This is a genomic window from Paraburkholderia sp. ZP32-5 (assembly GCF_021390495.1).
Lineage (GTDB): Bacteria > Pseudomonadota > Gammaproteobacteria > Burkholderiales > Burkholderiaceae > Paraburkholderia.
On sequence record NZ_JAJEJP010000002.1, the window covers coordinates 2,726,155 to 2,740,451 of the forward strand.

Below are 14,297 nucleotides of genomic sequence, written 5' to 3' on the forward strand. Positions count from 1 at the left end.
TTTTGCATGGGTAGGATGACGACGTGTGCGAAGTAGGGATGCCGCGTACGACGGCGGCGTGATCAGGGCGATCACATACTCAATGAACTTTTGCGCAATCTTCTGCGCTCGATGCCGTTGCGCAATTGTCCCGCGACGAACGTACCGGCAATCAGAAACAGATAAAAGCTTACGAGATCATGACGCCACGCATTCAGCGTGAGCTGATGCGCGACCAGTTTTGGATCGACAGCCGCGAGCACCGTGTTCCTCGCTTCGATAGTCCGCATCATGCGGATAAAGCCCGCCGCCGACAGCAACGGCAACAGCACAACGCACGCAACCAGCAAGGGTTTGATACGAAGCGCCCACGGAAAGTGACGCAAGCGAAACCATAATCCGAGGCACCCGTGTATCCATCCGGGCGCGAGCAGCGCCAGTTGCAAACCTTGCGTACCGCTCGTTAGCAGCAGCGTGACGACGCGTTCATAGTCCGGCTCGAAACCATAGAGCGAGGACGCGAGACGGGTCGTCACCGCATGGCGGATCAGCAACAGCGGCAAGCTGAGCCCCGCCCACAGGCGCACCCATTCGGCGAGCGGCAGGGCCCAATGGCGGCGCGCATAGATCGTGCGCAAGGCCAGCGCGAAATGCAGCGCGGCCGCGCCGTACAACGTGATCGTGCCAGGCGTGCTACGCCAGATCCACAGCGCGACGACGAGTCCGCGTCCCGCCAGTTCGAGCGACCAGATCCCGAGCGCGTGATTGAGCAGATGTAGAAAGAGATAAACCAGTAACACCACGCCGGAGCCGAGTTGCAACCGGCGCAAAACGGCTTGCATTCGCACCGTCATTTGATCACCCATTACCTGTCAGTCTTACCTGCAAGACTGCGACGATGCGGTGGTTATTCCCGACGTCGACTCACATCGTGATGAAGCCACGAATAAGAACAGCACTGTCGCGTGCAATCGAAATCAATTCGTCGTGTGTCGCGCGAGTTAGCGACTATGATGGATTGGTCAATCTCATCAATAAGCGATACGGAAAGAACTCGCTTATTCATCGGCATCTCGCATCGCGGTGCGAGTGCGAATGCGCAATACGACGACCTTCGATTACCCCATCGACAGGCCGATGAAAGTCTTCTTACTGAATCGACAGCAAGTTCGAGTATGCGGTGTCGGGCGGCATCGCACGCGACGAGTTAATCGACGTTGCATGCGCTATGACCGCGCTGTTGACCGCGCAACAAAGGTCACGTGTACGTTGCGGCATAGAGGCTGACCCCGCGATGTCCGACGCCGTCTCCAGGCCTCATTGGAAGGAGACACGGCGATGAACTTGAGCAGAGGGCTATGGCGCGTGCGTGGGCGCGTGCCGTCGTGGTTGGGTGCGTGCTGCGTGCTGGCGTTGTGCGCGATATGGCATCACGACGCGTACGCGGATTCGCAGAACGGCTCATGTCGAGGCATGGCGTGCGGACCGCACAAGCCGCCGCCGCGCTCGAAAATAAGCTGCCCGGATCTGAACGGACTGACCATCCGCGCGCGCGACATCGGCCTGCCGACCACCGGCGCCGTCGTCACATCGACGACCCAGGTGGCCGCGAGCGGCAGCGGCGCAACGGCTACCGGATCCTACTGCCTCGTTGCCGGCGCGATTCATCCGGTCGATCAATCCGCGCCCGACATCCTGTTCAACGTCGCGTTGCCGGACCAATGGAACGGCAAGATTCTGATGCTCGGCGGCGGCGGCTTCGATGGTTCGATTCCCGCAATCACCGGCAACGTGCCAAGCGCGCCGGCCAATCTGCCGGGACCGCTGTCGCGCGGCTATGCGGTATTCGCAAGCGATTCCGGGCACGAGGCGACCAATGGTTCGGTCAACGGCGCATTCTCCGTCAACGCCGAAGCGTACGACAACTTCATGGGCGAGGCACTGAAGAAAACGCATGACGCGTCGCTGTTGATCATCGACGCGCATTACGGCAAGCATCCGAGCGAGGCGTACTTTGCCGGCGGCTCGACCGGCGGCCGCGAGGCACTGACAGTCGCGCAGCGCTGGCCGCAGGACTGGAATGGCGTGATCGCGTTCTATCCCGCGTACGACTTCACGACGCTGAGTCTGCAGCAATTGCGCGCGACCGAAGGCTTCGCGGCACCGGGTGCGTATCTCGACACCGCGCAGCGCGCGTTGCTGCTGAACGCGGTGATGCAGACGTGCGACGAGCTCGATGGCGTCGTCGATGGGTTGATCAGCAACGTGCAGGCGTGCAATGCGACCTTCGACCCGATGACGGCCCGCGTCGACGGCCAGCGACTGCGCTGCCCAGGCGGCAGGGCACGCGGCGACTCGTGCCTGTCGGACCAACAGATCGATGCGTTGAACACGATGAATACGCCGCTCGTGTTCGAGTACCCGCTCGAGAACGGCGAGACGCAGTATCCGGGCTATAACGTGTATGGCGCCGATCTTGGCGTAGGCAGCAGTTCGCCGCTGGAGCCAACGGTCACGACGCTCGCGCTCGGCACGACACAGCCGTCGTATCCGCTGCAAAGCACCGCGATGTTCGATGGACAGATCGCCGATGAATTCGTCCGCTATACGGTGATGAACAATCCGAACTTCAATTCGCTCACCTATAACCCGGCGGTCGCCGGCCGCTGGTCCGGCCGAGTCAGCATGCTGTCCGGTCTCGACGCGACCGATGCGAACCTGACGCCGTTCATGCGGCGCGGCGGCAAACTGCTGATGGCGCATGGCACCGTGGATCAGACCGTCAGCACGCGTGCCACCGAGATCTACTATCAGCGCATGCTGGTCACGATGGGCTTTGGCGCCGTCGCATCGTTCGCGCGCTTCTATGAAATTCCGGGCTTGCAGCACGCGGTGGGCACCGAGTTCAATGCCTCGTGGGACTCGCTGACGACGCTGGAGAACTGGGTCGAGCACGGCACGCCACCGGCGCATCAGGTGGTCACCGATACCGCCGGCGTGCCGGGACGCACGCGGCCGCTGTGTCAGTATCCGGCGTGGCCTAGCTATAACGGCGGGGGCGATGTGAACAGCGCGGCGTCGTTTAGCTGCGTGCAGTAGTTAGCACGCGAGCCGCGCCGCGCGGATCGCTATCGTTGCAACGGCCGCATCAGGCTCTTTGCTGAATGCGGCCGTTCACGGGGTTACGCTCGAATGATCCGGCTATTGCGTGGCACTTGAATGCGCGAGATCGCTCGCCGCGTTGCCGTTCAATTGCGAACGAATCTTCGCGACGACGGGATTAGGCAGAGGACTGTAGTCGAGTGCCTGACTGAACGACTGACCATGCATCAGCGCCCAGTCGAAGAACTTCAGCGTCTGTTGCAGATGCTGTACGTTGTCGGGCTTTGCGAGTACCACCGCATAGGTGGCGCCCATCACGGGCCACGCATCCTTGCCCGGCTGATTGGTCAGAAACTGATACAGCGAACCGGACCAGTCGGCACTAGCCGCCGCCGCATTGAACGTCGCGGTATCCGGTTGCACGATGGCCCCGGTTGCATTGGTCATCGCCGTATAGGTCAAATGGTTCTGCTTCGTAAAGTCCCATGCGACATAGCCGATTGCACCCGGCAAATAGCCGACGTAGGTGGCCACGCCTTCATTACCCTTGCCGCCGATGCCGAGCGGCCAGCGCACGGTGGTCCCTTCGCCGACCCGGCGTTTCCATTCGGGACTGACCTGCGCGAGGTAGTGCGTCCAGATCAGCGTCGTGCCCGAACCATCCTGACGCCTGACCACCGCGATCGGGTTGTTCGGCATTTTTACGTGCGGATTCAGCCGGGCAATCGCGGGGTCGTCCCAGTAAATAATCTTGCCGAGAAAGATGTCGCCGAGTACTTCGCCCGTCAACATCAACTGGCCCGCCTTGATGCCGGGAAGATTCACCACGGGCACGACCGCGCCGATTGCAGTAGGGAATTGCAGCAGGCCATCCCTCTTCAATTGCTCGTCGCTCAGCGAAGCATCGGAACCGGCGAAATCGACTTCATGGGCCATCACCTGCTTGAGCCCGTTCGAAGAGCCCGTGGGGTGATAAACAACCCGGCTTCCGCCGGCCTTGCGGTACTCGTCGGCCCACTTCGCGTAGAGGGGCGCGGCGAAGGTACTGCCTGAGCCGGTCACATCGTCAGCGTGACAGAGGGGCACGCTCATGCCGCAAATCAGACCGGCTGCCAGGATCCTGAGTGGTTTCACGAGCGTCTCCGGTGAGATTGGTGTGGCGCGTTTTGGCGCGCTGACTGCCTCGGCGCCGATCCATGCGACCGATCAGCGTTTTCGGCCAATCAAGTTTTCTTGGCACATTAAGTCGCACCAATGCACGCGAGCGTGTGCTACCACACATTCGACGGCACTTAAGCATGCAAACGAATGGAGACTTTTCAGGAATTTGTGCTAGGCGCGTGCGATTGTCACGGGGCCGTCATAAAGCGACGCGGCTCGTCGAACGGGTTCACTGCACTCTAACCAGCGCTCACGGCTTGCCCGCCTCCTCGAACAGCCAGTCGCGGAACGCGACCAGTCTCGGCAAGCTCGCGCACTCGGGCCGATAGACAACGTAGTAGGCCAGCGGCGAAACGAAGCTGATAGTCGGAAATAGCCTCGTGAGGCGCCCGGCCGCCAGATCGTCGCGCGCCATGACGCTCCGCGCGAGAGCAACGCCGTGGCCCTCGATGGCTGCCTGCAGCACGGCCGCGGAATTGTTGATTTTCATGCCGCGCGTGGTGGCGGCATCCGCCAAACCCGCCTTGCGCATCCACGCCGACCAGGTGGGAAAGCCCGCGCGACTGTCCACCGACAGATCGTGGATCAACGTCTCTCTCAGCAGATCGCCCGGTTTGCGCAGACGCCTCGGCCGGCGCAGCAGTTCAGGCGAGCACACCGGATAGACCTCTTCGTCCATCAGTTTGTCCGCGTTCAGTCCCGGCCATGCGCCGACGCCGTAACGCACACCGATATCGATGCGCTGGGCGACGAAATCGACCGGCTTCAGGCTGGTGTCGAGGCGCACGTCGGTGTCGGGCCATGCGGCCTGAAACCGGTCGATACGCGGCAATAGCCACTTCGCGGCAAAGGCCGGGCTGACCGTCACGGTCAGCGAGCCACTGGCCGAACCCTCGCGCAGCCGCTCCAGGCCCGACGCCAGTCTGTCGAGGCCGGCGCGGATGTCCGGCAACGCGCGCTCTGCCGTGTCGGTCGGGACCAGCCGCGCTCGCCCACTAGTTCCGCGCAGAAATAGCGGCGCGCCGAGCCAATCTTCCAGCGTGCGCACGAGCTGACCAACCGCGGCGGGCGTCACGTTCAATTCGGCCGCCGCCGCGGAAAAGCTCTGGTGGCGAGCGCTGGCCTCGAAGGCGCGCAATGCATTCAGATGAACAGTCGATCTCATCGCGATAAAGTTTTTCTTTCAGCGATGAACACTTTATCTCAGTTGTCCGGTGAAGCAAATCCGCGAAAAATTATGGCTGATTTAGCGATTCTTTCATTTGAATCGGGACCGTATCGAACTCCGATTTTCAATGCCCAGTATGGATAGATTTTCTTCCGGATATCCGAACGGCCCTTCTTCACGCATCACCTGCCGATCGGCAGGCTCACACAGAGAGCGTTTCAACATGAGCAATCAATTCAATGGCAACAAGCTGCTGGTCGTCGGCGGCACGAGTGGAATGGGCTTGCAGACGGCCCGCATGGTTCTCGCCGAAGGTGGCAGTGTGGTGATCGTCGGCAGTCGCCCGGAAAAGACCGAGGCGGCACGCAAGGAGTTGGCGTCGCTTGGCCAGGTTTGGGCGCTCACCGCGAATCTCTCAAGCGACGAGGGACTGGCAGCGCTGCTCAAGCAGATCGACGAACAGCACGCGGACATCGATCTGCTGGTCAATGCCGCGGGCGTGTTCTTTCCGAAGCCGTTCCTCGAACATCAGGATGCGGACTACGACCAGTACATGAAGCTGAACAAGGCGTTCTTCTTCATCACGCAGAAGGTCGCCGCTAATCTGGTCGCGCGAGGCCGTGCGGGCGCGATCGTCAATATCGGCTCGATGTGGGCGAAGCAGGCGATCGCGGCGACGCCATCTTCCGCGTACTCGATGGCGAAGGCCGGTCTGCATTCGCTGACGCAGCATCTCGCGATGGAACTGGCGCCGCGGCATATCCGCGTCAACGCGGTGTCACCGGCGGTGGTGCAAACGCCGATCTACGAAGGCTTTATTCCGAAGGCCGACGTGAACAGCGCGCTGCAGGGCTTCAACGGCTTCCATCCGCTTGGCCGTGTGGGCACTGCGCAGGACGTCGCCGAAGTGGTCACCTTCCTGCTTTCGGAGAAGGCAGGCTGGGTGACCGGTGCGATCTGGGATGTCGACGGCGGTGTGATGGCGGGCCGTAACTGATTCGATCCGCCGGTGTCGCGTTCGTCGCCTTCGTCGCCTTCGTCGCGTTAACTGCCCTCGTGAATCAACTCGACCAGTCGACGGCAGTCCGCGGCTATCCGGCGTTCGTTCAGATTGGTTACGCAAAGCAGCAGTCCCTGTCGCCGTGAAGACTCCACATACCACGGCGAGAGCGGCACGGGCGCCAGACCGGCTTGCAGCGCTCGCGATGCAACGTCTACATCGGATACCGACCCGGGAAGCAAGGTCACGACGGCCGTACCGGCTGTCGCCAGTACATCCATCGAGTTCGGCGCGATGTCGCCGAGGCAACGCAGCAGCGCGTCCCGCCGCGCCGCATACAGACGCTTCATATGACGCAGGTGACGAAGATAATGGCCGTCGCGCAAAAACTCGGCCACCGCGTGCTGCATGAAGGTGGTCGGCGCGGGAATCAGGCACGTGGCGATTTCGCCGAAGCGATGCGCCATTTCAAGCGGCACCACCAGAAAGCCCAGCCGAAGCGCGGGGCTGATGGTCTTGCTGAAGCTACCGATATGTAGCACGCGCCCGTGCTGATCGAGCGATGCAAGCGCGGGCGCGGCGCGTCCTTTCAACTGAAGCTCGCTCAGGTAATCGTCTTCGATAATCCACGCCTCGTTGCGGCGCGCCCATTCAAGCAGCGCAAGCCGCCTCGGCAGCGACATCGCCATGCCGAGCGGTGCCTGCTGCCCCGGTGTCACGACGGCCAGCGCGGCGCCCGCCGAATCGCGGATGCCGGCTTCGACATCGAGCCCATCCGCATCGACCGGCACGGCTTTCACCGTCATGCCGACGAGACCGAGTGCCGCGCGCGTGAGCGGAAAACCGGGATCCTCCATCCATGCCTGCTGACCTTCGATGCCGAGCCCCCGGATCGCGAGACCGAGCGCACCGGCAAAGCCCGCGGTGACGAACACCTGTGAAGGATTGCATCGCAGCCCGCGTGCGACGCCAAGATAAGCCGCGATCTCCTTGCGCAAATCAGGATCGCCACGGGGGTCCGGATAGCCGACTGGGCTCATCGCGGTACGGCGCGCCGCGCGCGTCAAAACACGCGACCACAGCTTGAACGGAAACGCATCCTGCGCGGGCACGCCCATTTGAAACGGCAGCGGCGCCACGCCGAAATCGTGAAAAAGTTCGGGAAAAGGTGGTGTTTCCGGTGAGCCGCCGAGCTTCGCTAGCAAAGGTGGACGATCGGCTACGCGAGTACCCGCAGCCCCCAGGACGACCGCGAACTGCTCGTCGATCAGACGCTCGTAGGCCACACGCACCGTGCCTCGCGACACGCCGAGCTGGGTCGCGAGATCGATCCACGACGGCAGCCGCGCGCCCGCGACAAGCTGCCCGGTCTCTATCGCCTGTCGAATCGCGCGGTAGATCTGGGCAGACAGCGAGGTGCTCGCGGAGCGGTCGAGGCCAATCGGTAAGATCGTCATAGCCGCAATGGTACATTCCGAATGCCCGATCTTGGGGCTGTTTTGTGGTCCGGGAAAAGCGTAGCCTTGTCCGCACGCCCGGCTATTGGTTTCGATCCGAATGCAAGTTCTCGTGTGAGGATTCGGCATTCCAGATGCGATCGAGTCAGCCGGCTTGCACTTGCCGCCGCTAAAGTTCAGACATGATTTGCTGCGCGCACAGCAATCGGACCAAGCGGCCGAAGCGGACGCCTGTCCTCGACGGACAGCGCGACGACGAACCCGATCAAGGAAGATAGAACCGTGGCAACGAACGGAAAGTCCAGCATCCAGATCCCCGATAGCAAATTGGCGCGTGAGGTTACCGAGCTGATTCGCGACACCGAAAGCGAATTGCTTTTTAACCACTCCATTCGCGTGTACTTGTGGGGCGCGCTGCTCGGCGAGCGGCGAAGCATGCGCTTCGATCCCGAATTGCTCTATGTCGCGGCGATGTTCCACGATATCGGGCTGACCTCGATCTATAGCGAGAGCCAGCTTCGTTTCGAAGTGGACGGCGCCAACGCCGCGCGCGACTTCCTGCGCAGCCGTCATATTTCCGAGGCCGACGTCGATAAGGTTTGGGCCGCCGTCGCGCTGCATACGACACCGGGCATCCCCGAACACATGCACGCGGAAATCGCGCTGGTACAGGCTGGCGCGGGAATGGACGTAGCGGGACGGGGCTTCGAGCACTTCACGGACGAACAACGGAACGCGGTAGTCGGCGCCTATCCGCGCGACACCGATTTCGCGCACAAGATGATCGACGAGTTTTATCACGGCATGAAGCATCGACCGGCCAGCACGTTCGGCACCTTCAACGACGATTTCCTGGCTCACAAGGATCCGGGCTTCGAGCGCGTGAACCTGTGCAGTATCATCCTGAACTCGAATTGGGAGCGGTGATCTTCCCGCGCAACGTCTGATCCTTCATTCAGATACAGCTGGCAGGTTTCGCCCCGCACACCTTGAATTTGCCAGCGCGACGATTGCGTGCGTTGCGTCGCATCGCGGTGACTCACGATGAGAAATCTGGATCTGAATCTGCTGCGGGTGTTCGACGCGATCATGCGGGAGCGCAACGTACTGCGCGCGAGCGAAGCGATCAACCTGAGTCCATCGGCGGTCAGTCATGCGCTGTCGCGGCTGCGCGCGTTGCTCGGCGACGAGTTGTTCGTGCGCACTGCCGCGGGCATGGAGCCGACGGTCCGCGCGTTGGAGATGGCACCGCTCGTGCGCGATGCGCTCGTCACGATCGAACGTGCGCTCGGGCCTAAGGAATTCGATCCGGGCAGTACCGATCGCCAATTCTGTATCGCCGCGACCGACTATATGACCGCGGTCGTGTTGCCGCATTTTCTTCGCACCATCTCGGTCATCGCACCGCATTCAAGTGTGATGGTGCTGCCTGCCAGCAGGATCGACCTCACCGCGCAAATCGATGTCGGCCGCGTGGAAATCGCGCTCGGCTCTTTTTCCAGCGTCCCGCATCGGCTTCGCGAACAGGTGCTGTTCGACGAGCAGGACATGATGGTCATCGCCACCGATCATCCGCTCGCCGGCACCAAAATTAGCCTCGACGTGTTCGCGGATCTTCCGTTGCTGGTCGTGTCGACGGGTGGCTCGGAAGAAGGTCTGCTGTCGGAGCGCGGGCTGACCCGCCGCACTGAAATGTTCGATCGCGCCGCATTGATGGCTGCGTTCAATTCGATCGGTAAATCGCCGAAGTTCAGCGTCGTGCAACCGCACTTTCTCGCGATCCCCAGTCTATTGACCGGCAGCGCGACGGCCGCGATCGTGCCGGCCTCGCTGGCAAGGATGTTCAGTCAATCAGGCGCCGCGTATTGCACTGAATTGCCCTGGCAGGCTCCGCCGCGCGCGGTGCAAATGATCTGGCACGAGCGGCACAACCTTGATCCCGGCCACGAATGGTTGCGCGCGATGCTAACGGACGCGGCACGGCAACTACGCTAACGATGCCGGCCTGCATTTCGCGCTCGGCCGCCCTCGTGCACGCACATGCACGTGCAGCGCATGCATTGTCCTTTTACGAAAATTGCACTTCTTCCGGCCAGGTCGGTGGCGTACGCTGTAAGCCAACGCAGCAAAGGAAGACTCTTTACCATGCTTACCGACGATATCGAAGTGGTGCAGGAATTGACTGAACTCGAGCAAATCATGATGAGCCGATTTGCCAACCGGTTTTATCTGGATCGTGAAGTCGATCTCGAAGTTATCACCGGCATTCTCAAATCAGCGCGCTATGCGGGCACCGGCGCGAACGTGCAACCGTGGCGTGTGTATGTAACGGCAGGGCAAGCGAAAGCGACATTGACCAACGCACTCACTCACGCGCATCAAACGCAGCCGAACGAACATTTATCCGAGTATCGTTATCTGCCCGACCCGTTGCCCGAACCGTTCAATTCGCGCCGGCGCGAATTCGGTTCGATCTTCTTCGGCTCTCTTGGTATCGCGCAAGACGACGTTGATGCGCGCGCCGCGAATACCATGCGCAACTGCCGATTTTTCGATGCACCGATCGGTCTGATCTTTACGATCGATCGGCGCCTTGAAAAAGGCAGTTGGCTCGATCTCGGCATGTTCATCCAGAACATCATGCTCGCGGCGAAAGCACGAGGGCTCGACACCTGTACGCAAGAATTCCTGTCGCGCTACCACTCGGTGATCCGCGCGAACCTGCCGCTCGCTGCCGAAGAGATGGTGGTGTGCTCGATGGCCGTCGGTTTCGGCGATCCGGAGTGGGCACAGCGTCGGCCGCAAATGCCGAAGGCTCCGATCGAAGAGTTTGCTTCGTTCCACGGCTTCTAGAATCATGAAGTGAAGCCGCCACGCGTGCCGGAACGCAGTCAGGCAATCAGCGGCCTGCTTCCTTCCGGCATCGTTGATGGACCGCTTTCCGCGATCCGCCGCGCCTTCAGAATCACCGGCATATCGACCATCTTGCCGTCCACCGCAACCGCCGCGCCGTCGCTCGCATCGACCGCCGCGAGCACGCGCCGCGCCCATGCGATCTCCGCATCGCTCCATGCATACGCGCGATGCACCGGCTCCACCTGCTTCGGATGAATGCACAGCTTGCCGCCGAAGCCGAAGCGCCGGCCGCGGCGCGCATCGGCTTCCACCGCAGCGGCATCGGTGATCGTCGTCGATACACCATCCACCGGCGCGCCGATTCCAGCGAGACGTGACGCGAGAACGATCTGCGAGCGAAAGAAATGCAGTTCGTCGCCGTCTCCATCGATGCCGAGATCGATCTGAAAATCGAGCGTGCCGAATGCGACGCGCTGCACACGCGGCGTGCCGCATAGCACCGCGAGGTTCGCCACACCGCGCGCGGTCTCGACGATCGGCAACACGCTCAACGCCGGATGCGCATGCGCGAGCACCGCATCGATCTGCTCACGCGTCTCGGCCTTCGGCAACACGATCCCCGCGACGCCAGGCCGGCCGGCGAGCGCGGCGACATCATCGTTGAACCATGCGGTATCCGAGCCGTTGATGCGCACCCATGCCGCGCGCGATACTCGCGCCGCGTCGGCGGATACAGCGGCTACGACCGACGCGCGTGCCGCCGGCTTTTCGTCGGGCTGCACCGCATCTTCTAGATCGAGAATCACCGCATCCGCGCCGGCAGCGAACGCCTTGTCGAAGCGCTCCGGCCGATTGCCCGGCACGAACAGATACGAGCGCGGCAGCGCGGCGCTCATACCGGCACCGCCGCATGCGAAGTCGCGTCGAACACCGAGCCGACCGGCGTCTGTTCAGCGATATGCCATGCGTTGTCGAGCAATTGCGCCGCTTCGTCTTCGCTCGCCGCGCCTGAAAACGCCGCGAGCCGATGCAGCTTCGCCGCGATCTCATCGCGTGACAGCGTGTTGCCCGGATCGCCCTTCGGTTCATCGACGCGGCCTTCGAGCACGCGGCCATCGGTCGTCGTCACCGTGACCTTGCCGATCCAGCGCGCGGGATACGCGGCATCGACTTCGGCGTCCAACTCCATCGTCACCTTGTCGCGAAACGCGGCGATCTCGCTGGTATCGAAGCCGTGCTCGAATTCAGTCACGCCCGCATAACCATGCTGCGCGACGAGCCCGAGCACCGTGCCCATGTTGAACTTCGCCTGATGCACGGTGCGCGGTGTAACGACCGCGCCGAGCACGTCGATCGCGCCTTGATGCACATGCGTGACAACCTTCGCGATGTCGCGCGGCGCGAGACGATGGGCCTGCACGACGGCCAGCAATGCATCCGCGGCGGGATGCGTATGGCGGCATGCCGCGTGATATTTGAACGATGTCTCCACGGTCGCCCAGCGGCTGCCGAGGCGGTTGACGAGACGCGCGGGATCGGCGTCGCTCGACATGCCCGCGGCCATCCCTTGCGCGCCTTCGAGAATATGCGTCGCGCCCTTGAAGCCGTCGGCGGCAAGTTGCGCGGCCATCAATCCGTTTGCAGCGGCCATCGCGGTATGCAGCTGCTTCGAATCGGCGGCGTCGCGCAGAAACTCCCACAGGCCGCTTGCCTGCGTGCCGGCCGAGCCGAACGCGTCGAGCATCTGCGACGGCGACAAGCCGAGCAGGCGCCCCGCCGTCGCCGCGGCCGCGAGCGTGCCGGCCGTACCGGTGGTGTGAAACACCTTGTAGTGCGAGCGGCCGAGAAATTCGCCGATGCGGATGCCGACTTCATAACCCGCGACCGCCGCCGCGATAAAGTCGCGCCCCGACGCACGGCGCGCCTGCGCGAGTGCCAACGCCACGGGAAACACGACGGTCGCCGGATGAAACACCGAGCCGTTGTGCACGTCATCCTGCTCGGCGAAATGCGATGCCGCGCCGTTGATCATCGCGGCGAAATACGGTGTCGTGCGGCCGCGGTCGATCAGTACTTCGCAAGCGCCGTTGCCATGCGCATCATTTGCCGCCCCACTCGCTTGCCGTGCGAAACGCGCGATCGTCTCGACCGGCCGCGCACCTTTGCCGGCGAGCGCCGAGCCGAGCCAGTCGACATACAGGTTGACGGTACGCTCGACGACCTCGCGCGGAATGCTGTCGAAGTCGAGTTGCGCGGCGAAGCTGGCAAGCGTGAGACTGGGATGATCGTTCATGATCGTCGTGTGCCGGATGGCACCCTCGGTTCGTTCAAACTGCCGGCGTGATCCGTATCGCGCACGCCGGCGCGAAACACACTGCGGCTTCAGATCGCGCCCGCGGCTCGCAGTGCGTCGATGCGTGCGCTGTCATAGCCGAGTTCGCGCAGGATCGCTTCGGTATGCGCGCCGAGCGCGGGCACCGGATCCATGCGCGGCTCGAAGTCGTCCGGCAAGCCGGGCGGTCGCAGGGCAGGCACCGTGCCCATCGCTGTCATGACTTGCTGCCAACGATCGCGTGCCTGCAATTGCGGATGAGCCCATACGTCGGCGAGCGTATTCATCTGCGCATTCGCGATGCCGGCCTGATCAAGTCGTTCGATGACCTGCGCGGCGCTCAGCTTCGCAAACGCCGCGACGATCACCTCGCGCAATGCATCGCGTGCCGCGGTACGTTTCGAATTGGAGGCGAAGCGTTCGTCGGTCGCGAGGTCCGGTTGTTCGAGCACGCGTTCGCAAAAGAGCTTCCATTCGCGCTCGTTCTGCAACCCGAGCATCACGATCTTGCCGTCGCCGGCGGGGAACGGTCCGTATGGATAGATCGTCGCGTGCGCGGCGCCGGCGAGCGCGGGCTGCGGCTGACCGTCGATTGCGTAGTAGAGCGGATACCCCATCCACTCGACCATGCTTTCGAGCATCGACACGTCGATGCGGCAACCGCGCCCGGTGCGTCCGCGTAACAACAGCGCGCTCAGGATGTTCGAATAGGCGTACATGCCCGCCGCGATATCGGCAATCGAGCAGCCTGCTTTCGCGGGCGCACCCGGCGAACCGGTGATCGACAGGAAGCCGGATTCGCTCTGGATCAACAGGTCGTACGCTTTCTTGTCGCGGTACGGGCCGTCAGCACCGTAGCCGGAGATATCGCAAACAATCAGCTTCGGATACTTTTCGCTCAGCGTGTCGTAGCCGAGGCCGAGCCGTTCGGCCGCACCCGGTGCGAGGTTTTGTACGAGCACGTCGGCATCGGCGACGAGCGCGTCGAGAATTTCCGCCGCCGCCGGCTGCTTCAGATCGAGCGAAAGGCTTTCTTTCGAGCGATTGGTCCAGACGAAATGCGACGACAGCCCATGCACGCGTTCGTCATAACCGCGCGCGAAATCGCCGACACCGGGCCGTTCGATCTTGATGACGCGCGCGCCGAGATCCGCGAGTTGGCGCGTGCAGAAAGGCGCGGCAATCGCATGTTCGAGCGTGATGACCTTGATACCGTCGAGTGGTCTCATGTTTTTTGCCAGC

Annotated in this window: 12 protein-coding genes; 5 read left to right on the top strand and 7 right to left on the bottom strand. The window is 62.5% G+C overall.

What is annotated here, in order from left to right:
• Positions 1 to 71: 71 nt before the first annotated feature.
• A complete protein-coding gene (locus L0U82_RS30960) occupies positions 72 to 821 on the bottom strand; it encodes a hypothetical protein (protein WP_233837002.1) in 750 nt (249 codons plus the stop codon).
• A gap of 496 nt (positions 822 to 1,317) precedes the next feature.
• Between L0U82_RS30960 and L0U82_RS30965 the strand changes: the two genes are divergently transcribed.
• Positions 1,318 to 3,078: a tannase/feruloyl esterase family alpha/beta hydrolase gene (locus tag L0U82_RS30965; RefSeq protein ID WP_233837004.1), complete on the top strand. Its 1,761-nt coding sequence runs from the start codon at positions 1,318 to 1,320 to the stop codon at positions 3,076 to 3,078.
• A 102-nt stretch (positions 3,079 to 3,180) separates the two neighbouring features.
• Here L0U82_RS30965 and pstS read toward each other — a convergent pair whose 3' ends face one another.
• Together pstS and gcvA are read right to left on the bottom strand one after the other, a co-directional pair.
• Positions 3,181 to 4,215 carry a phosphate ABC transporter substrate-binding protein PstS gene (gene pstS / locus L0U82_RS30970; protein ID WP_442793685.1) on the bottom strand — a complete coding sequence of 345 codons (1,035 nt, stop codon included), beginning with the start codon at positions 4,213 to 4,215 and terminating at the stop codon, positions 3,181 to 3,183.
• Between the two features lie 277 nt (positions 4,216 to 4,492).
• Positions 4,493 to 5,407, bottom strand: a complete 915-nt coding sequence (gcvA, locus tag L0U82_RS30975; protein WP_233837006.1) for a transcriptional regulator GcvA — start codon at positions 5,405 to 5,407, stop codon at positions 4,493 to 4,495.
• 226 nt (positions 5,408 to 5,633) lie between these two features.
• On the opposite strand from gcvA, the gene L0U82_RS30980 reads away from it, so the two are divergent.
• The gene (locus tag L0U82_RS30980) at positions 5,634 to 6,407 is read left to right on the top strand and encodes an SDR family NAD(P)-dependent oxidoreductase (RefSeq protein WP_233837008.1); all 774 of its coding nucleotides are present in this window, start codon (positions 5,634 to 5,636) and stop codon (positions 6,405 to 6,407) included.
• A gap of 47 nt (positions 6,408 to 6,454) precedes the next feature.
• Here L0U82_RS30980 and pdxR read toward each other — a convergent pair whose 3' ends face one another.
• Positions 6,455 to 7,867 (bottom strand): MocR-like pyridoxine biosynthesis transcription factor PdxR, encoded by a 1,413-nt coding sequence (gene pdxR / locus L0U82_RS30985; protein ID WP_233837009.1) that lies wholly within the window; start codon positions 7,865 to 7,867, stop codon positions 6,455 to 6,457.
• A gap of 264 nt (positions 7,868 to 8,131) precedes the next feature.
• Between pdxR and L0U82_RS30990 the strand changes: the two genes are divergently transcribed.
• From L0U82_RS30990 to L0U82_RS31000, 3 genes are all read left to right on the top strand, one after another.
• The gene (locus L0U82_RS30990) at positions 8,132 to 8,794 is read left to right on the top strand and encodes an HD domain-containing protein (RefSeq protein ID WP_442793707.1); all 663 of its coding nucleotides are present in this window, start codon (positions 8,132 to 8,134) and stop codon (positions 8,792 to 8,794) included.
• A 117-nt stretch (positions 8,795 to 8,911) separates the two neighbouring features.
• On the top strand, positions 8,912 to 9,862 hold the full coding sequence (locus L0U82_RS30995; RefSeq protein ID WP_233837011.1) for a LysR family transcriptional regulator: 951 nt from the start codon (positions 8,912 to 8,914) through the stop codon (positions 9,860 to 9,862).
• A 150-nt stretch (positions 9,863 to 10,012) separates the two neighbouring features.
• Complete coding sequence (locus tag L0U82_RS31000; RefSeq protein WP_233837012.1) at positions 10,013 to 10,720, top strand: nitroreductase; 708 nt, start codon at positions 10,013 to 10,015, stop codon at positions 10,718 to 10,720.
• 38 nt (positions 10,721 to 10,758) lie between these two features.
• On the opposite strand, the gene L0U82_RS31005 is transcribed toward L0U82_RS31000, so the two are convergent.
• From L0U82_RS31005 to L0U82_RS31015, 3 genes are all read right to left on the bottom strand, one after another.
• Positions 10,759 to 11,619 carry an HpcH/HpaI aldolase/citrate lyase family protein gene (locus L0U82_RS31005; RefSeq protein WP_233837013.1) on the bottom strand — a complete coding sequence of 287 codons (861 nt, stop codon included), beginning with the start codon at positions 11,617 to 11,619 and terminating at the stop codon, positions 10,759 to 10,761.
• Entirely contained in the window at positions 11,616 to 13,016 is a 1,401-nt protein-coding gene (locus L0U82_RS31010; protein WP_233837014.1) for an MmgE/PrpD family protein, read from the bottom strand. The genes L0U82_RS31005 and L0U82_RS31010 overlap by 4 nt, the downstream gene beginning before the upstream one ends.
• A gap of 89 nt (positions 13,017 to 13,105) precedes the next feature.
• A complete protein-coding gene (locus L0U82_RS31015) occupies positions 13,106 to 14,284 on the bottom strand; it encodes a CaiB/BaiF CoA transferase family protein (RefSeq protein ID WP_233837016.1) in 1,179 nt (392 codons plus the stop codon).
• Positions 14,285 to 14,297 lie beyond the last annotated feature (13 nt).